13 protein-coding genes are annotated in these 18,195 nt (G+C 60.6%); 10 read left to right on the top strand and 3 right to left on the bottom strand.

The window, feature by feature from the left end; all coding sequences use genetic code 11:
- The 7 genes from CS1BSM3_RS14105 to CS1BSM3_RS28595 all read left to right on the top strand — a co-directional run bounded on the left by CS1BSM3_RS14105 (nt 1) and on the right by CS1BSM3_RS28595 (nt 6,625).
- The gene (locus CS1BSM3_RS14105; RefSeq protein ID WP_072387673.1) at nt 1-1,167 is read left to right on the top strand and encodes an acetyl-CoA acetyltransferase; all 1,167 of its coding nucleotides are present in this window, start codon (nt 1-3) and stop codon (nt 1,165-1,167) included.
- Nucleotides 1,168-1,205: 38 nt separating this feature from the next.
- On the top strand, nt 1,206-1,670 hold the full coding sequence (locus tag CS1BSM3_RS14100; protein WP_244540499.1) for a MaoC/PaaZ C-terminal domain-containing protein: 465 nt from the start codon (nt 1,206-1,208) through the stop codon (nt 1,668-1,670).
- A 64-nt stretch (nt 1,671-1,734) separates the two neighbouring features.
- Nucleotides 1,735-2,868, top strand: coding sequence for a CaiB/BaiF CoA transferase family protein (locus tag CS1BSM3_RS14095; RefSeq protein ID WP_072387671.1), 1,134 nt, complete (start codon nt 1,735-1,737; stop codon nt 2,866-2,868).
- Nucleotides 2,869-2,882: 14 nt separating this feature from the next.
- Nucleotides 2,883-4,067, top strand: a complete 1,185-nt coding sequence (locus tag CS1BSM3_RS14090) for a CaiB/BaiF CoA transferase family protein (RefSeq protein WP_072387670.1) — start codon at nt 2,883-2,885, stop codon at nt 4,065-4,067.
- A gap of 153 nt (nt 4,068-4,220) precedes the next feature.
- Nucleotides 4,221-4,955 carry an NUDIX hydrolase gene (locus CS1BSM3_RS14085; protein ID WP_143149210.1) on the top strand — a complete coding sequence of 245 codons (735 nt, stop codon included), beginning with the start codon at nt 4,221-4,223 and terminating at the stop codon, nt 4,953-4,955.
- Between the two features lie 438 nt (nt 4,956-5,393).
- Nucleotides 5,394-6,155, top strand: coding sequence for a DUF2285 domain-containing protein (locus CS1BSM3_RS14080; RefSeq protein WP_072387668.1), 762 nt, complete (start codon nt 5,394-5,396; stop codon nt 6,153-6,155).
- A 92-nt stretch (nt 6,156-6,247) separates the two neighbouring features.
- Entirely contained in the window at nt 6,248-6,625 is a 378-nt protein-coding gene (locus CS1BSM3_RS28595) for a helix-turn-helix transcriptional regulator (RefSeq protein WP_244540498.1), read from the top strand.
- A gap of 312 nt (nt 6,626-6,937) precedes the next feature.
- On the opposite strand, the gene CS1BSM3_RS14070 is transcribed toward CS1BSM3_RS28595, so the two are convergent.
- On the bottom strand, nt 6,938-7,366 hold the full coding sequence (locus tag CS1BSM3_RS14070) for a hypothetical protein (RefSeq protein WP_072387667.1): 429 nt from the start codon (nt 7,364-7,366) through the stop codon (nt 6,938-6,940).
- A 115-nt stretch (nt 7,367-7,481) separates the two neighbouring features.
- On the opposite strand from CS1BSM3_RS14070, the gene CS1BSM3_RS14065 reads away from it, so the two are divergent.
- The 3 genes from CS1BSM3_RS14065 (at nt 7,482) to CS1BSM3_RS14050 (ending at nt 11,245) form a co-directional block, all read left to right on the top strand.
- Nucleotides 7,482-7,736 carry a helix-turn-helix domain-containing protein gene (locus tag CS1BSM3_RS14065; protein ID WP_072387666.1) on the top strand — a complete coding sequence of 85 codons (255 nt, stop codon included), beginning with the start codon at nt 7,482-7,484 and terminating at the stop codon, nt 7,734-7,736.
- Between the two features lie 954 nt (nt 7,737-8,690).
- A complete protein-coding gene (locus CS1BSM3_RS14060; protein ID WP_072386870.1) occupies nt 8,691-9,008 on the top strand; it encodes a DUF736 domain-containing protein in 318 nt (105 codons plus the stop codon).
- A gap of 494 nt (nt 9,009-9,502) precedes the next feature.
- Nucleotides 9,503-11,245: a DUF3363 domain-containing protein gene (locus CS1BSM3_RS14050; RefSeq protein WP_072387664.1), complete on the top strand. Its 1,743-nt coding sequence runs from the start codon at nt 9,503-9,505 to the stop codon at nt 11,243-11,245.
- Between the two features lie 390 nt (nt 11,246-11,635).
- Here the strand turns inward: CS1BSM3_RS14050 and CS1BSM3_RS14045 are convergent, their stop codons facing one another.
- The gene (locus CS1BSM3_RS14045) at nt 11,636-17,191 is read right to left on the bottom strand and encodes a DEAD/DEAH box helicase (RefSeq protein ID WP_072387663.1); all 5,556 of its coding nucleotides are present in this window, start codon (nt 17,189-17,191) and stop codon (nt 11,636-11,638) included.
- Entirely contained in the window at nt 17,188-18,048 is an 861-nt protein-coding gene (locus CS1BSM3_RS14040; RefSeq protein ID WP_143149208.1) for a hypothetical protein, read from the bottom strand. Before CS1BSM3_RS14040 ends, CS1BSM3_RS14045 begins: the two co-directional genes overlap by 4 nt.
- Between the last annotated feature and the right edge of the window lie 147 nt (nt 18,049-18,195).

Below are 18,195 nucleotides of genomic sequence, written 5' to 3'. Positions count from 1 at the left end.
ATGTCCCTAAGAAACAAGATTGCCATTGTCGGAGTGGGAGAGTCCGACATCGGCAAGGTTCCGAACATGACCGGCTTAGGTCTTAACGCTCAGGCCGCCAAACGTGCACTCGATGATGCGGGGCTCAAGGTTACAGACATTGATGGCCTGCTTACGGCCTACTCATTCACTGAGCCGTATTTCATGTTGGGCTCGGTCATGTGTGAGTACTTGGGTTTGAAGCCCCGTTACAATGCATCGATGGTTGTTGGAGGAGCCTCACCAGCTGTCATGTTGAAGCACGCGGCAGAAGCAATCGCCGCAGGACACGCTGAAACGGTACTGATCTGCGCAGGCGAGAACAGAGCGAGCGGACAGACACGCGATCAGGCTGTCGCGGCACTTCTCGCTGTGGGTCACCCCTACTTCGAGCAGCCCTACGGCCCTTCGATCCCCGGCTTCTACGCGATGATCGCCCAGCGGCACATGGCTGAGTATGGGACGACTCGTGAGCATTTGGCACAGGTCGCGGTTACGGCCCGGCGTCACGCACTACTCCACCCCAACGCGCATATGAAGAAGCCACTCGCGATGGAGGACGTCCTGGCCGCCAAGCCGATTGCCGATCCGCTTGGCATGTTTGATTGTTGCCTACTTTCGGACGCGGGTGGAGCCTTCATCGTCACCTCAGCGGAGCGCGCCCGTGACCTGCCCTCACGGCCCATTTATCTCTTGGGCATCGGTGAGTACCACACCCACGAACATCTCCTGTGCGCGCCGAGCCTGACGGAATTCGGTGCTTCGGTCTCCGGCCAGGCCGCTTATGCGATGGCGGGCCTCGGGCCTTCCGATATGGACTTCGCAGAACTGTATGACTGCTTCACCATCGTTCCCTTGATCGAACTCGAGGAACTTGGCTTCTGCAAGCGCGGCGAGAGCGGCGCGTTTTACGCGGACGGCAAGGCCGCTATTGGCGGCGAGCTGCCAGTAAACACGCATGGCGGCATGCTCTCACACGCACATGCTGGTGCCGCGGGTGGCCTTTTCGGGATCGTAGAAGCCGTACGCCAGCTTCGCGGCGGGCTTGGCCCACGTCAAGTCGACGGGGCCGAAACGGCATTGGTGCACAACGAAGGCGGGATCCTGTCATCGCACTGCACGCTCATTCTTGCCAACCAGCAAAGATGATCGCGCCCCAATTCGCACACACACACGGAGAGAGATTAGTGACAGAGCCGAAAAGACGGGGATTGTACTTCGAGGATTTCACTGTGGGTCAGAGCTTCGAAAGTCCGGCTCGCACCGTGACCAGTACCGACATCGTGAATTTTGCTTGCCTTTCAGGTGACTTCAATGAGGTCCACACGAATTTCGAGTACTGCAAGACCACGCAGTTCAAGGAGCCGATTGCGCACGGGCCGCTCGTATACGCGATCATGGGCGGACTGCAGTACGCCAGCGGAATAAATGACGGGACGCTTCTAGCACTTCTCCAGATCGATGGCTGGCGGATGCTTGATGTTGTGAAGCATGGAGACACGATTCGCCTGCTGTCGACCGTCGTGGAGAAAAAGGAGACCAGCAAGCCTGATCGCGGCGTTGTCACTTTCGACCGGAAGTGTGTGAAGCAGAACGGCACTGTCGCACAGACCATGAGGGCAACTCTGATGTACCGCCGTAAGCCAGCATGACGTGTGCTGCAGCTCTAGTTTTGTAGCATCGAGCTGGATAGCAACCTGAGAAGGTGAAAAGAGAGTGTCAGGCGATCTTCCCCTATCCGGAGTCAAGGTTCTGGATTTCAGCACCTTGCTCCCAGGACCAATGGCAAGTCTCTTACTGGCAGAAGCCGGCGCAGACGTCGTCAAGATCGAACGTCCCGAAGGAGAGGAAATGCGCCGTGCCTTGCCTAAGTTCGGCGCCGACGCCCTTGCGTTTGCCCTTCTCAATCGAGGCAAGAAGAGCATTGCCATAGATTTGAAGCAGCCAGATGCTATCAGCACATTGACACCCTTACTGAAGGACGCCGATGTCCTGCTTGAGCAATTCAGGCCCGGCGTCATGGAGCGCCTGGGGCTCGGATATCGCCAGGTCAAAGCGCTGAATCCGGGTGTGGTCTATTGCAGCATCACAGGATACGGGCAGACGGGTCCAAAGGCAGCGGTAGCGGGCCATGATCTAAACTATGCTGCAGAAGCTGGTCTGCTTAGTCTGACTACCGGTTCTGACGGCGCTCCCACCCTTCCAAATACCCTTCTAGGAGATCTCGGCGGAGGCGCGCTGCCGGCAGTCGTCAATATCCTCATGGGGCTGCTCTATCGGCGGCGCCATGGTGCTGGACTCCACGTAGACGTGGCGATGGCCGAGAACCTCCTCATGTTCCCCTACTCCGCGATTGGAGAGGGATTCTCTGATGGGCGTTGGCCAATCCCAGGGCGCGAGCGGCTCACAGGCGGATCACCTCGTTACCAGATCTACAAGACCGCAGACGAGCGCTACGTCGCCGCAGCCCCGCTGGAGCAGCGATTCTGGCTGACTTTCTGCGACGCTATTGGTCTTTCTCCGCAGTGGCATGACGATGAGCGTGACCCAGCCGGCTGCATCGCCGAGGTCGCGCGCATCATAGGCGGGAAACCAAGCAGCCATTGGCGGGGAGTGTTCGCTGGTCGGGATGTTTGCGCCGTGATCTCCGCCACGCTTGAAGAGGCAACGGCAGACAACCACGTCAAGGCTCGCGGCATATTCGCTCACTATGTGAAGAGTGACGGGCTGGAGATACCAGCGACCCACGTACCGCTGGATCCCCAATTCCGAAAACCCGCTGAGGCTGCAGGATATCCGTTGCTGGGTGAGCACGATCATCTCCTGCGCCTGACCGACCGCAATTCTTGATGTGAGAGGCAGCAGTGCCCACCCGAAAAGCATTCGATGGCATCCGCGTTTACGACGCGAGTCAAGGTGTAGCAGGCCCGCACGCCACCATGCTCTTGGCGCTGCATGGTGCCGATGTGATCAAGGTCGAGCCCCCAGAGGGGGACTGGTGTCGTGTCCTTGGCAAGCCATCCGGCGAGTACTCGATACACTTCCTCGCGTACAATAGAGGGAAGCGTTCGATTTCATTTGATCTGCGCCAAAAGGGAGGGCGCGAAATAAGCCAACGCATTGCACGGGAATGCAATGTCATCGTGGAGAGCTTCCGCCCGGGTGTAGCCTCACGCATTGGCCTGAACTATGACGAACTCAGAAAAGCACGTAGCGATATCGTCTACATGTCAGTCTCTGGTTTCGGCCAAGCGGGCCCCTATCGCGAGCGCCCCGCGGTTGACGGCCTCATCCAGGCTTTCTCTGGGATGATGACCATGAACGCGACCGTGGATGGAAACCCGCATCGGACCAACATGGTTCTGATTGATGTGATCACCGGTCTCTACGCTTTCCAGGCGCTGAGCGCGGCGATCATACGGCAGCTTAGGTTTGGCGAGGGCAGCTACATTGACGCAAGCCTAATGCAGAGTGCAGCTGCTCTCCAGGCGGCCAAGATCATGGAGTACAAGGTCGAAGGCCCAAATCCGCCACCGCAATACGTTCCCTCAGGGATATTTGATAGCAAAGATGGGCGCATGCTCGTGAGCGCCATGCGCACTTCCCATTACCACTCGCTATGTGAAGTCGTCCGACGCCTCGACCTAAGAGACGATCCGCGCTTCGCGACAACAGAACTCAGGGTTGAGAACAGAAGCGCGCTGCTGCCCGAGTTACGTGGGGAGTTCGTGAAGGCCCCCACCGCGGAGTGGATCGAAAAACTGCAGGCGGTCGGAGTAATGGCGGAGGAAATTCTCAACTATGGCGACTGGCTTGAGAATGGTCACGTCAACAGCGTCCGCGCGTACAGCAACTCTGACTGTCCGGGCTTCGGCACGCTTCCGGTAATAAACATCCCCGGCACACCGGCCGTCCAGGAGGATCCGACAAGTGCCGCTGTTCCGGGTATTGGTCAGCAGTCTCGCTCCATACTCATGGAGGCCGGATACTCGCCGAAGGAAATCGACGACTTGATCTCCGAGGGCATCGTTCGCACCGGCACCATGTAGCTATACCTTAATGAAGACGAGTTGAGCCGTTGCAACGATCGCCTAAAGGCCAACTCAGATAGTAGGGAAGCTCCTGTGTCCCGTTCGTCCCCGCGTTTGGCCGCATCTCTTGTACTCCTTCGCGAGGACCCGCTGACGGGGCTGCAGGTCTTCATGCAAGTTCGCAATCAAAAGATGTCATTTGCGGCGGGCGCGCTTGTTTTCCCCGGCGGCAGTGTAGAGGAGGATGACTTCCGCACTGCCGTCGATATGGGCCAGGTTCTCAGCACCGGATCCGGCAGTGAGGACCTCGATATGCTCGTGCTCAAGATTGCGGCCATTCGTGAGACCTTCGAGGAATGCGGCCTGCTGCTGGCCAAGCGTGCCGAAGGCGCGGCGCTAAGCACGGCCGAAATCCTCACGTTGCGACGGGACTATCTGGAGGGGCTGCCAGATAAGCCATTTGGCGCATTCCTCGCGAGTGAGAAGCTTATTCTCTCTGCTTCAGATTTGATTCATTTTGCCCACTGGATAACGCCAGTTGATCGTCCCAAGAGATTTGATACGCACTTTTTCCTGGCGCGTGCGCCGAGCCACGATGCCGGCGCCCACGACGGAGCAGAAGCAATCGAGTCGAGTTGGCTCGCTCCCCAGGCTGCCGTTGCGAATGCGGAAACAGGCTTACACAAGCTTATGTTTCCGACCCGTATGAACCTGCTTCGCCTGATGGGAGGCATTACTATTCAAAGGGTTCTAGACGACGTCTCGCGCACGCCAGTAGTGACGGTCGTCCCGGAATTCGTCACTCGTAGGGACAGCCAAGTTACTCTCCGAATCCCGCTCGAAGCTGGCTATGGCGGAGAGTTTTTTGTAATCGAGGAGCTCGCAAGTGAACGTCAGCAGAAATGATCTTTCCTTAGCGCGCGGGATCACCGCAATGGTGCGCAATGATGTTCAATAACAATTACGTCATCTCAGCAATGATTGAAGGTTCATCAGACATAGATATTTGCATCGGCCGCACTGTGACCGCAAAAAAGAACGGCCTATCGAGGCTAGCACCGCCCGCTACTTGCAACAAAATACGACATGCACGAGGAGTGCCCGCAAGGCCGAAGCGCCATCGATCATCTTAACGACTCAACACAACCTAGTGCGGGGCACCCGAGGGAGCCTAGAAGGAAAGTGCTCGCGAGATCGGTAAGGCCAGATTGAAGAACGTTCCTTCCATTCATTATGTGCTGCGCAATCAGAAGCCAAGTCGGACAGTGGGAAGAAAAACGGAGATGCAAATGTATCGCGTAAGGCACTACGTCGGCCCATCATTGCGGCCGACTCTGGATGCCTATGACTACCTCGGCCTACTGCGTCGCCGTGATTTGGCGTGGGAAGGCCTTCGACGGCTTCCAGCTTATCAGGATGACGCACAAGCGCATTCGACAGACGGACAGGTCAGCACTCGACTGGAGAGCGGAGCGCTTCTCACGCGGATGCACGAGCCATCGCCTCGTGCTGCGGCGTGGGCGCTCCGTTGCTTTCGTCGATCCATTCCTGACAGCCCCCGACTCAAATCATATCTGGATACTGCCGGCAGGGTGCAAAACTCTCTCTGTTGCCGTCGAGCCAGTTTGCCGATCGGATAAGAGATCGGTCTTCGTCCCGGAACTTCCGGGGATCCAGCATATTTTGATCGACGCGGATGGGCGTCAACACGTGCTCTTGCGCGCCCATGGTGCCGTCCTTCAATTGGAATTCGAAGGCGCGGATATTCTGAGCAAGCCGGTCGTGCCGACTCTGAAGTCATGCGGCTTCGACAAGCTCCGCCGGACCGAAATGCAGATCGCTGATCTGCGCCGCATTCTCTCCCGCCGCGCGACCACATCTCCAGCCCTGCGCTGGACGATTCGCACCCGCAATATGCGCGACGCCTTCATCGTGCACGACTTCAGGCGCGCCGGTCATCGCTACAAGGAAGCGGCGCTGTTTGTTCACGGTCCGGAAGCCGTTGCGCGCGACTGGCGGAAAGACGCACTACCCGCTCGCATGCGTCGCGATTGGGTACGCGCCGAACAGTTCATTGTGAGCGGTTGGCGCCGATATCTGGAGTGAGATGCGACTGTTTGATGGGGGAGCGATAACGATCGGTCCCCTGATGAACTCAAATGCGGGACACTGGCGCTCCAATAGTAAGGAGGAACCCCATGTCCGGCGATCCCGATGACTTTCTCATTGTTCCCGAAGCAGCCGTAGAGTTGCGCATGGCCAAGCGCACGCTCGACAATCATCGATGGAAGGGAACCGGCCCGAAGTTTCGACGCCACGGAGGCCGCATCGTCTACCGTCGTGGCGATCTCCTGTCGTGGTCAGAGGAGCGCGCTGCCCGAGTGGCGGCGCGGAACACGAAAAGCCGCACGTCGTCGTCTGGTCATTCTGGCCGTAACCGCCCTCGCGCTCGCCGCGACAGAGGCGAGCACCCCAAGACTACTGTGGAATACCAGCGCAAGCACCCCAACTGGTCTCTACGTGCTGACAAGCCAAGTCCCGCCGAAGGGCCAACTGGCGGCTATCCGCCTCCCTGAGGCGGCAAGGGCCCTAGCCGACGCACGCGGCTATCTGCCAAGGCGCGCAGTGCTTATCAAGCCCGTCGCTGCCGCCCCCGGCGATACCGTATGTCGGAATGGCCCGTTCGTGACGATCAACGGGCGGCTCCGCGCCATAGCCGACGGAAAGGATGCGCGACGACGCCTGCTGCCGCGTTGGCATGGATGCCGCCGCTTAGCGACATCCGAGTTCTTCGTCCTTTCGACTGTCAGCGGCAGCTTTGATGGCCGCTATCTCGGGCCGATCGAGCGTGGGAACGTGCTGGGAACAGCAGTTCCCATCTGGACCCGCTAACCGCGCTGCAGGCGCGCCAAGGCTCCGTCGACCTTGGAGAGCGCCTCGACGAGTTGCTTCCGCAAGGAGGTGAGATCGCCAACCGGATCCTCTTCCATCGCCAGATGATCCGGATCGATGCACGCCTCGATCAGCGTCAGCAGCGTCTGCTCGCGCATGGGACCGGCATCGAGAGCGGCGTCCAGTGTTTCGTTGTCGACGCCTTCCCCGTCGAGTATCAGCCTGCCACTACCGGCCGACAGCCACACGCAGAGCCGCGCGCCTGTCAGCACGGTCCGATCGACGATTTCGGTCGGCAGGGTCATTCTGACCGTGGGCTCTTCGTCGTCCGACGACCGCAGGCCCACCACATAGCACTCTGCCGGCAGATACTCGATGCCGTCGTCTTCACGCTCGAAGAAAGGTTTTGCTTCCGTTCCGGTCATCACACTTTACTCTCCACAGTCAGATCCCGGTCCACTATAAATATATCCCGAAATGGGATAATCCGAAATCAGGATTATGCAGTGAAGCCTTCATCTTCGATCTCGGCTTCCCGCAATGCGCGACACGCTGCGCTCGCCGCGCCAAATCAAGCTCCGCAAGCTGCTGCGCGACTGTCGCGAGAAGCGCGGGCTGACCCAGGCGGATGTTGCCGCGCGCCTCAACAAGCCGCAGTCTTTCGTCGCCAAGTACGAGGGTGGGGAACGGGACCTGAGCGCGATCGAGTTTATCGACGTCGTGCAGGCACTCGGCCTCGAGCCTGTCGCCGTCATGCGCCAACTCCTGAAAGTCCTGGATGGCGACACCACCTGAATGGCCGTCTTTTTGCCTTTCCATCGAGCCCATCGAGCGCACCCGCACCAAATAGGACTTTGCGTCCCACACAACCATGTGTGCGAACGCTCGGCGCATCTTTTACCATATTTGACCCCGTCCGTAGTGTCGGATTGGTGTCGCGTTCGACCAAAATTGCTTCTCCTGTTCCAAGATAAATGCCCATCGCTGTAGCGCGCCGGGAGGTGGGGACTGCAACATCCGGCAGTTGCGGCCGCGGTTTGTGATCGGCGAATGGGGTCAGTCCCATGCGCCTGCTTCGAAACGTCGGCGGACGACGTCGTCGCCGCTGCCATGAACCACGGTGGTGCAACATAACCATGCCCAAGTCTCGTTGCCTCGACAGCAAGGAAATTTGGGCGGTCCCTCACTCGATCTGCGATCTCGCTCGGTACGGCTCTATCTCACGGCTCTGCGAGCTCGTTCGACCGAGCCGCCGTAAAGACGGCGTCTCGGCGCATTCGCGTAACGATCCTCCCGCGGTCGCCGTGGCACGCTCTCGCCTTTCACGACGAATGTCGCACCTGCGGCTCTGTCCTCACCGCGCGGCGACGTCTCAGCGCCTTCGCTCGTAGCGCGCCGAAGCGTCGGCGACCGCGTGTCTTCTCCGGCGGCCGTGCGATCGGCCCGGCGGGAGCTCGTTGCCCCGTCGCCCACTCCGCTCATGTCCTGCCCGGCACCGTCCCGGACACCAAGCCGCCGCTCCTCTGGCCGCGGGGGAGAGTCCTATCCCCGCATAGCTTCGTGCGACGATGTGGCAGGCGTCGCCTCGGCGGCAACCCGCGCGTGCCGCGCGGCCCCTCCACTTCGTTCCGGCCCGTCTCCGCGAAGCAAGGCTTCGCTCCGTCGGGTGCCACCAGCTCCAGCCTGCCACGATCTGCACGGCGCCGGCGGGGAATAGGTCTCCGCCGGGACAACGTGAGGAACGACACCATGGCTACGATCGGATACGTCACCAAGCGTGAGGACGGCCGCTACGACGGCGAACTCCGGACCCTCTCGCGGCGGGCGCAAATCAGCATCGTCCCGGTCGCTGACAAGCCCTCCGAGCACCATCCGGACTTCCGCGTCCTCGCCAACGGAACCGAGATCGGCGCTGGCTGGCTGCGGATCGGTAAGACCTCTGGCGTCGAGTACATCTCGCTCTCGATCTCGGCGCCCGAGCTCGGCAAGCTCTACGCTAACCTCGGCCGCGCCGCCGGCCGTTCCGATCCGAACGTCTTCGCTCTGATCTGGAACCCGCAGGATTGAGCCTCCGGCTCAAGGCCCTCGCGCCGACACCGGCGCGAGGGCTCCTTCGCGTTCCGCGAAGAGGCCCACCCGCCCACCCAGACGAGCGTCTGTGCCACAGCCCCTGATGAGCGCGAGCAACAGGCTGACGCCTGTCTTTCTCGCGCTCATCGCCGTCGTGCTCGCTGCATTTGCGACGGCTCGTCTCCCCTTTCCGGCGACGGTTCGATACGCTGCGAGGAGGTCACCGATCGTGATCTCGAGCGCGTTCTGCAGACGTGATTTCGGACAGTTTGTGAGGTCTGAGACGGCTGGAGAGTACATCTAGATAAAAAGATGGAGTCATTCGTGCGTTACGCGTTGAAGTTACGAAGCCTCCCGTGACTCCAAATTTTTCCTCGTGGAGTCGTCGCGCGAAATAAGCCTTGTGATACGGGCACTTCTTGCGACTCCGTCTTGCAAATTTGGGGCCTCCTCCGCATCTCCCCCACACGTTTCATCATTGGGGGATCACCATGACTCAAGACGACTTCAAACCAAAGCTCGGACGTATTCGCGACATCGCGAGCAATGCGCAACTGCAGGCCAACACGCAAGTGCTCAGAGAGACCGGACGAAGTGGCGCGCGCGCGGTGCGGCAACGCGGCCACATCACATCGGCGATGCCGAAGCGTGGCATGGGTGCTGGCGTGCGCGCCGCCGCCGGCCTCATCGCGCCCGGTAGTCGCCGCGTCATCGTCAAGGCGCGCTACACGCGCATCACCGCTGGCGATATGGGCGCCGCGCGTGCGCACCTCAAATACATCCAGCGCGATGGCGTCACCCGCGAGGGAGATGTGGGGCGGCTGTACGATGCGCAGCACGATGATGTCGATGGCAAAGCCTTCCTCGATCGCTCGGAGAACGACCCGCATCAGTTCCGTTTCATCGTCTCCGCAGAGGACAGTGCACGGCTGTCGGACCTGAAGCCGTTCATCCGCGATCTCCTTGCGCAGATGGAACGCGATCTCGACACCAAGCTCGATTGGGTCGCGGTGGATCATTTCAATACCGGCCATCCGCACACCCACGTCGTCATCCGCGGCCGCGACGACCAGGGCCGCGACCTTGTCATGGCCAGGGACTACATCAGCCATGGCGTGCGTGCCCGTGCCCAAGGCTTGGTGACATTGGAGCTCGGCCCCGAGACACAGCTCGAACGCATGAAGAAGCTGTTCGACGAAGTGGGCCAGGAGCGCCTGACGCGCCTCGATCGTCAACTCATGGCGCGTGCGAAGGACAACATCCTCGTCATCAGTGCCTCCGAGGAGAACGACCCAACGCAGCGGACGTTGCGCATCGGCCGTCTCAGGACACTGCAGCGGTTGGGCCTCGCCTCCGAACGGCAAGCGGGCGTCTGGTCACTCGATAGCAACGTCGAAGCCAAGCTGCGCCGACTCGGCGAGCGAGGCGACAAGTTCAAGATGATGCAGCGCGCCTTGAAGGAAGCCGGGATCGAGCGCGGCGCGGCCGCCATGGCGCTGTTCGAGCGCCTGCCTCGCAAGGTGCCGCTGGTCGGCAAGGTGGTCGGCGTCGGCATGGTGGACGAGATCACCGACCGCACCTGGGTCATCATCGATGCCGTCGACGGGCGCGTTCACTACGCCGATCTCGGCCGTCTCAAAGCGGAAGCCGTTCCGGCACGCGGTAACATTGTCGCTCTCGCAGGTGACGGCCTCAAGGGGAAACCATCGTCTGTGCCCCGTCTGCATCTGCTGTCCGCGACCGACCTCGACCGGCAGACGACCTACGAGGGGCCGACCTGGCTGGACCAGGCGATCGTGACCAGATGGCAGCCGGAGATCCGGACGACGGGCTTCACAGCCGAGGCGGACAAAGCCCTGAAGGCACGCACCGATTGGCTCGTCAGCCGGCAGCTCATCGAGCAGTCACCGGACGGACGGCGCGTGCCGCGCGCCGACATGATGAAGACGCTACGTCAGGCCGAGACGCAGCAGCTCACTGCCGACGTCTCGCGCCGCCTCAACGCTGCCTTCGTGCCGGCCCTGTCCGGAGCCAGGATCACCGGCACCTACGATCATGCCATCACGACGCCGACGGGCAAGATCGCGGTCATCCGCCGCGAGGACACCTTCACGCTTGCGCCGTGGCGACCGGCGCTCGAGCCTTTCCGCGGTCAAGCCGTCGCGGGGATCGTCGGACCCACCCGCATGACCTGGACGCACGCTCGTGGAAGGGGCCTGCCAGGGCGCGCCTGATGCCCGACACAAACTGGGAAGCCAGACGAGAAATGGGCGCAGTATCGCGAGTTCTCAGGATTTTTCAGTGCACAGGTGCTTGCTGGATGAGGCCATCCGGCAACTCACGAATTTGGGCTTCGCCTGCAGTTGGCAGGTAACAGGATGGATCACGCCGCCCTGGCTGCCACTGCGGCCGGAGGCACAAGGCTCCACTCGTGGCGGGCAATCGTTGTTACCCCTTCGGCATTTCGGACGACCAAGTTGAAGAGGTTTTTCGCCTCGACCTGGGCCTCCCACTTGCCGAGCCGAGCCGAGCCATGGCAGGTTCGCGCGCCCGGAGCCAAGCAGCAAGCAATTGGTCAATTCGGTCGGCGACCGCGCGAGGCGTCTCGTGCGTCGTGGTGGATCCTAACGCGCGTTGTCCAATACTGATTGCACGGCCGCCGGAAGATTTTTACGCACGATCATCTCATTCACGCACACGATCGCTTCCGTGACGCCAGTCAGACCTTGATGAGCAGGTACCGCGTCGGCGATTGGAGACGACACTGCAACCCATGTCTCGGCACCAGTTGCATTCCGGCGGACCACGATCGGCACCCGAAGCCGTTGACCATCCGCAGCGTCCCGCTCGGCACCACGTTCGTAGGCGAACGTGTCGGTGGAATGCTGAATCAGATCACTAAAGAGCAAATCGGCGGACTGATCTGCGCGCTCTTGATCGAATTCCGGAATGCCACCATAGAGAACATGGCGGAGCAGCTGAGCACCGACAAAGCGATCAATCTGGGCGTGCTCAAACTTGTTGCGGAAGCTTCTCAAGCATCGATAGCAGGATACATCGCAGCCGCTCGAGCAACCGGTCATGATGCCGAGCGCAACCTCGAAGAGCTCTCGGCCGCGCTCGGCCAACTGGGTGGAAAACCCTGCACCGCCGGGAAGCGTGTCATAGATGAAGATTTCAGCCTCATGCCCGCGCACGCCCTGCACGGTCAATGCTGGCCGAAACTCTGCGAGGATCTCACCCTGCTCGAGTTCCAACATCCGACAGGCGGCAAGGGCCAGGGCTTCACAGATCGTGCGCAAGGCAACCGCAGTCTCATCCACTCCTGGGACCAGTCGAAATGGCGCGGTCAGCAGCAAAGAGAAGAGGGTCACGTCGGTCGGAAAGTCCGTTCCCAAAATCGTGTGCATTGCCGGACTCCCCGGGCAAGGCCGCTCGTCGCCCGGATAGGGCCTACTGTGGGGATTGAATAGATCCACTTCCGGTGCTTGCGACGACTCGATGCGGCCGCACAAGCGACAGTAGGTATAGCCCTCGCCGTTGAGCCCCGTGTTTGAGACGAGGAGGCGCTCCCTGGTCGGAAAGGAGCGGAGTCTTTCGTTAATGGGCATCCAGCCCATTCCCGCGTCTGGGGTCGGCATGGTGAGCTTGGCGCGCGTCGCACGGCTAGCCTCCGGTACGCGGTCTGGCTCGGTCTCGGCCGGCATATCGGCTGGATGTGCAAAGCCAGGAGGCCTGAACCACGCGCGCCCTGGTCCGAATCTACCCTGGGCCCCACACGCTTCGCAGTCCCTGATGGTGCGCAGGTTTTCAAAGACGAAGGGTTCTTTTCGCGCGTGCCCGCAGTCCTGACACTCGAAGTAGAGTTCCCGGCTTCGCCATGACTGACGGCGGGCATTGCCGTGAGGCGAGTAGATTGCTTTGGAGGTGTAGCAACGACCGGCGACCCACACTTGCTTGCCAGGCGCATACTGACTGAGAGCGACGGGAAGGCCTTGCGAGGGCTCGAAGCGCGTAACAGTCCTGAAGCGTGTCGAGCGTTCGAGATCGAAGATGTAGAAGCTGGCCACGTCTGTGGGAAAGGCGTAGCGCGGCAGCACACCATGAAACAAGAGGCGTTCAAGCAGATTTTGCGCTAGTGGGTCCGCTTGGCCATCCTCCACGCGCCGACTATCATCGCCTTGGGTATCTTCAGCCTCATTCTCGGCACCCTCTGTATCAGCGTCATCCACATCGTCATCGGGTTGCCCCTCGCTGTCTTGCTCTGGGTCATAGTTGATCGCCCGATCGATTTCACGGATGACGTCGTCGCGCACACCGGCAATCAAAGACACTCTATCCTCTGTCGCCAGTTCGGTCGGCAGCCAGCGGCGTAACGCGTCCTGCAAATCGGCAATGTTCTCACCGAGCCACGCGACGAAATCGTTTCGGTTTAGAACTCCCGTGCCGTCGCGGAAGTCCCCGACCGTGCCGAGGACGGAGAACAGGTTCTGCTGGGGGCCTGGCACGATGGCGACGATCCGCGCCTCGTGGTATCTTTGCAGCACAAATGCTCGTATGTGCCGTCTCGCAATATCGGCATTCTCGAGTGTGAGCCGGGGATCTACGACCGGTCCCGCAATCATCTCGGCCGGATTGGCGAAGTAGTGCTCGTCGTGGCTGTCGGATGACCCATAGGCCATTACTGTAGCGACCGCGTTGCCCCGCCGTCCCGCACGCCCCGAACGCTGCTGATAGTTTGCCCGCCCCGGTGGCATGTTTCTCAGTGCGACGCCGGACAGTGCGCCGATGTCTATACCGACTTCCATCGTCGTCGTGCTCGACAAGACGTCGATGGCGTTTGTCGTCTCAGGCCCGCCGAGCCTCGAAAGGTCGACGTCCTGGAACAGGAGCTCATGGCGCTCCGCGGCCGAAAATACGCTTTCGCTTTGCGACGTATTGAGCTGTGCTGTGTGCTCAGCGGCAATCAACGCGACCGGTGCCCGACTAGAATCCCGCAGACATGCAAGAATGGGAGCCCGGTAATATCCTTTGCGGGCCTCAAAGACAGGATCCGTATTTGGATCAAACCGAAGAACGCCGTTGCTGCCACAGTCGATGCAAACGGCAATATTGGGGATCGGGCGGTGCACGGACTTGCAGCGGGGGCATCGGCACCACTCTCCACCAAACTCGAGAGTAAGAGCGCGAGCAACTAGGCGATTTGATCCATCGGGCGTTCGCTCGACGAGCGATGCAGTGCCAGCTAGGACCGGCAACCAGCGCTGCTGGAATGCACGGCGGCATTCGTTGGTGCCCAGCACACGGTCCATGCGCCCAAAGGCACCACGGTGGCCCCTCACCTCACGCGTCCAGAACTCTGGCGGCATGCTGTTGTACCAGATGCCGGCCGGAGCCCGCCCGGACACCCAACAGCGTATCCATGCTCGCGCCACAGTTCGCTTCGCGACATTGTCGGTTGCTAAGCCCGGCAAATCCGGGAGCGCATCCAGCAGAGGAGTAATGTTCGGGCGCTCTCGCAATGAGGCCACAGCCAAGGCTTCGAGGCCAAGGAAACGATCAGCAATTGCTTTCGTTAGGGTCTCGATGATTGCACGCGGCCAAACACGCGGCGCAAGATCAAGCCATAGCTCAATGAGTTGATCCTCATTCTCGAACGCACCCCTTCGCGCGGCAGCGTCAATCTCCCGCGACGGGAGGACCTCTCCGTCGCGGAGTTCGGGACGAAGGCTGACCTCAAGTCTATTTGCCGCGACCATGGCAGCCGCAAAGGCGCTCTCAAGCGTCAGCATCGGCGCAATGCGAGGGAACTGCCGCAAGTAGGAATAGCCCCAAGCCACAAGGCTTCTTGCGGCGTCCCTCGCTGAATACGATTGGAGCCTTGGAGCGAGCCTTGCGGCCATCTGTCGGGAATCTGAGAAGAGCAGAACCTTGCGGCCCCGCAATGGAGCAAAGGGGGTCGCGGCCTGTGGCCCCGGTGGTTGGATGGCGATCTGACTCGCTACGAGTGCCTGAAATGGTTGGTCGCCTTCCGTTTGGTGGTCCTGGACGCTGGAGCGATTGTGACCGGCCGCGCTCTGACACACGCCACAAGGAACAAATTGGCCGGGCGCATGTCCAAGATGGCCGCGACCGTCTCCGGTTCCGCCGCGAGCGCTGCCAGGCGGTAACCAGACCGTCCTTCTCCTTGCGAGCAAACGACCGGGATTGATTTGACCAGATTCCAGATCGAAAAAGGCCGCTTCTCCCAAGTCGGGGCTGGTCTCCTCGAGAAGGAGGTCAAGAGGGTGCACACCTTCGATCGGCCCCTGCTGCGTATGGAGCCGCTCGCCGGAATCAGCCCATATCATGTGGGGATCGGCGAGATCATTGGTGTATGCTCGAGCATATGAAGCACCGCAGTTTCTGCACGTAAAGTACTCTAGGACGCGAGCACCGCAGCCGCATCGCTCACGTGGCTGGTCGTAGAGCTTCCCCACGAGGCCTCCGCGGGATTCGGACGGCAACTCGGTGCACTGTGCGTCCATGCACGCCCACAATCCCGGGAGTCCCCGGAAGAAGCTGTGAATGCGACACGGGATCAAGCTTGCCGCGGTCTGGACGGGCTTCGCCCTGCTTCCAGTGGCAAGCAGAGCCGTGAGCGCTCGATTGGCTAACAAAGGCTCTGCGTCTGGGAAAAGTGCGGGCGCCAGTTCGTCCAATCGACGCGCCTGCCGCATCGTCTCATTCACTAGCAGATTGAGCGGCGGAAAGGCCTCAAGCGCAGCGTGCAGCGCCGGTTCGACATCACGTACATCTGTAACACCACGGTATCGCAGGAATTGAGCCACGGCTCCAAGCTGACGTTGCTCGTCATCGGAATAAAATGCCTCCAGTTCGATCTCCGATAAGGTTCGGGCATCATCCGCACTACCGGGCGCAGCAGGCTCGCGCGTGAGCAGGTCACCAGAAATCTGCGAGAAGCTTGACTCGGAGCAGCCCGTCAGCTGCGCTCCAAACTGAGCGGCTAAGTCCGCCTGACCAAAGCTTGCGGTCGCGCATATGACTTGAAATCGCTGTTGTTCGATGCCGAGACGCTCCCTAAGCCGCCTCATGAGCAGTCCCACCTCAGCCCCAGCGGCTCCCCTGTAGAGGTGCGCCTCGTCAAGCACGACGAGGAAGCGCTCGTGTGGGTTGTTGCTGAGCCAGCGCCGTGTCTCGTCGAAGATCGTTCGCTCAATCGGACGCATCATCATGTATTCGAGCATGGAATAGTTGGTGATGAGGACGTCGGGCGGCGCGATCTGGGTTTCGTGCCGGGTGAGAAGTTCAGCGTCGCGCAGACGCGTTACAGCACGACGGAAATTGCCCTGATTATCCTGCCATCGAGTGTTCGACTCGCCGTACCAGGCCGCTACGCTTTCCTTTGCCGGCCACTTGCCACGGCGAGTGAGTTCCTCGTAGAGCGCCCTGGCTGCACTTGCTTCGGCGTCGTCTTCGCCACCTCTTGTGGCGGCCCTTTCTATGGTCGCATAGAAGTCGCCGATTTGCCTCAGTCGATCCTGATCGCCCCGTGTCGTTCGCACACCAGGATACGGTGTGCGGCTCGTGTAGCGCGTAAAACGAACAGGGCGACCTGCCCAAGCTTGAAACAAGTCGACGACACGCTGATCCCCGAAAAGTAGTCTGAGCCTGCCAAGCTGGTCGTTGACCAGTGCGTTCATTGGATACAGGACCATTGCCCTTACAGCAGATTGCTCTCGGAATATTTCCGGGCGCTCCCGTGCCTCGATGGCAAGCTTGCCAAGGATAGGTAGTAGAAACGACTCGGTCTTTCCGGATCCAGTGCCGGTCGTGATCATGAGATTGCGGCCGCCTACCAAAATCTCTTCGATCGCGCGGCCTTGATGCGTGTATGGGGGATCGAACAGAAGAGGCGGCCGAGCACCTTGCTGCTGAGCTAATCGACAGTACGCTTCACGAGCCGCGACGGGGAGGCTCGCCATATCGGCAAAACGCTGACCGGGTCGATACCGTGGCGTGGACTCTATGAAGGGGACCTGGAATACGCCGCCCACCTGCTCCAATAGAGCGCGACGCTGATGCACAAGACGAGGATCGCCGATATGGTAGTTGGCCTCAATGTAGCGAATGAGAGTGTGTCTCAGTTCCTCAATAGCCTCGTGAATGGTGCGGCTCATGCAACCCCCTCCCCCGCTGCGCATTCGCGCATCCAAAGATAGTCTTGCAGGAATTTGTATTCGGCGACGATTAGATGCTCCGGAACGACAAAGGCCATTAAGCAGCCCGGCATCGGCATGCGCCTTGCGGAGAGACGCAATCTGCGTTCGGCCCAACTCGGTATCGGCGCGAACAGCTTGAGTATCGTGCTGCCGCTTGGGCCTGCAGTGGTCGCGAAGGTTTGGGGAGAGCCGCTTACGGCATCCAGGGCCGCCTGGAGTTGCCACGCAAGATCACAGGGACGCCAGCGCGAACCCGGCGCATGGAGGTCGAGCAAACTGGTGACACCCCCACGATTGAGGAGGACCGCCGACCACACGGGTGCCCCAAAGGCTTGTGGTCGCCGTGCAACGAACAATCCGTCGAGGTCGGAGCTGGGTTCGCACCAGCGATCAGAATAGAACCGACCAGGGCCGATGACTCTGATGGCTTCCATGTTCCTTGGGAGGGATACTGGAGGCATACTGGCCCGGAGCGCTTCAATATGCGCTTGGGCGGCTTCCTTGGCTGGGAGGCGCTGCCAAGCATCGGCATCAATTTCAATAAGCCCGAATTCCGCGAGCTTCAGAGCGAGGTCTTCATCGGGCAGTGGAGCGATCTCTCGAGCGGCGCCATTGCGCGCAACGCGTAGCGCGAGTTCGCTCGGTAACGTCACGGAATCATGGGCGGAGCCACCCAGAAGTGCTACATATCCCCCAGGGCGGCGAACGAACGCATACGGGGTTAGGCACAAGAGAAGCTGTCCGTCGAGATTGATATCGTCTCCACCAAACGCCACCTCGGCGACGTCCCCGATCATCAAGAGCTCGTCGAGCATGTCCTCTACCAGGCTCTCCTTGAGGTCAGTGCCCTCGGCCAACGGCCTCAAGCTGCTCCACGTTGCACGGACCAGTTGCCAGGATCGACAAGGGGCCAAGATACCGGCCGTACGGCGCAGCGCTGCGGCAACGAATACCCTCGGGTC

It is taken from the genome of Hyphomicrobium sp. CS1BSMeth3 (assembly GCF_900117415.1).
Lineage (GTDB): Bacteria > Pseudomonadota > Alphaproteobacteria > Rhizobiales > Hyphomicrobiaceae.
The sequence above is the reverse complement of the archived record's forward strand: the minus strand, read 5'-3'. Positions and strand labels throughout refer to the sequence as shown.

Excerpts from the sequence above, each read along its gene's own strand:
- CS1BSM3_RS14105 (WP_072387673.1), top strand. The coding sequence starts at position 1 with ATGTCCCTAAGAAACAAGATTGCCATTGTCGGAGTGGGAGAGTCCGAC.
- CS1BSM3_RS14085 (WP_143149210.1), top strand. The coding sequence starts at position 4,221 with ATGCAAGTTCGCAATCAAAAGATGTCATTTGCGGCGGGCGCGCTTGTT.
- CS1BSM3_RS14080 (WP_072387668.1), top strand. The coding sequence starts at position 5,394 with ATGACTACCTCGGCCTACTGCGTCGCCGTGATTTGGCGTGGGAAGGCC.
- CS1BSM3_RS28595 (WP_244540498.1), top strand. The coding sequence starts at position 6,248 with ATGTCCGGCGATCCCGATGACTTTCTCATTGTTCCCGAAGCAGCCGTA.
- CS1BSM3_RS14070 (WP_072387667.1), bottom strand. The coding sequence starts at position 7,366 with ATGACCGGAACGGAAGCAAAACCTTTCTTCGAGCGTGAAGACGACGGC.
- CS1BSM3_RS14065 (WP_072387666.1), top strand. The coding sequence starts at position 7,482 with ATGCGCGACACGCTGCGCTCGCCGCGCCAAATCAAGCTCCGCAAGCTG.
- CS1BSM3_RS14060 (WP_072386870.1), top strand. The coding sequence starts at position 8,691 with ATGGCTACGATCGGATACGTCACCAAGCGTGAGGACGGCCGCTACGAC.
- CS1BSM3_RS14050 (WP_072387664.1), top strand. The coding sequence starts at position 9,503 with ATGACTCAAGACGACTTCAAACCAAAGCTCGGACGTATTCGCGACATC.
- CS1BSM3_RS14045 (WP_072387663.1), bottom strand. The coding sequence starts at position 17,191 with ATGAGCCGCACCATTCACGAGGCTATTGAGGAACTGAGACACACTCTC.
- CS1BSM3_RS14040 (WP_143149208.1), bottom strand. The coding sequence starts at position 18,048 with ATGCTCGACGAGCTCTTGATGATCGGGGACGTCGCCGAGGTGGCGTTT.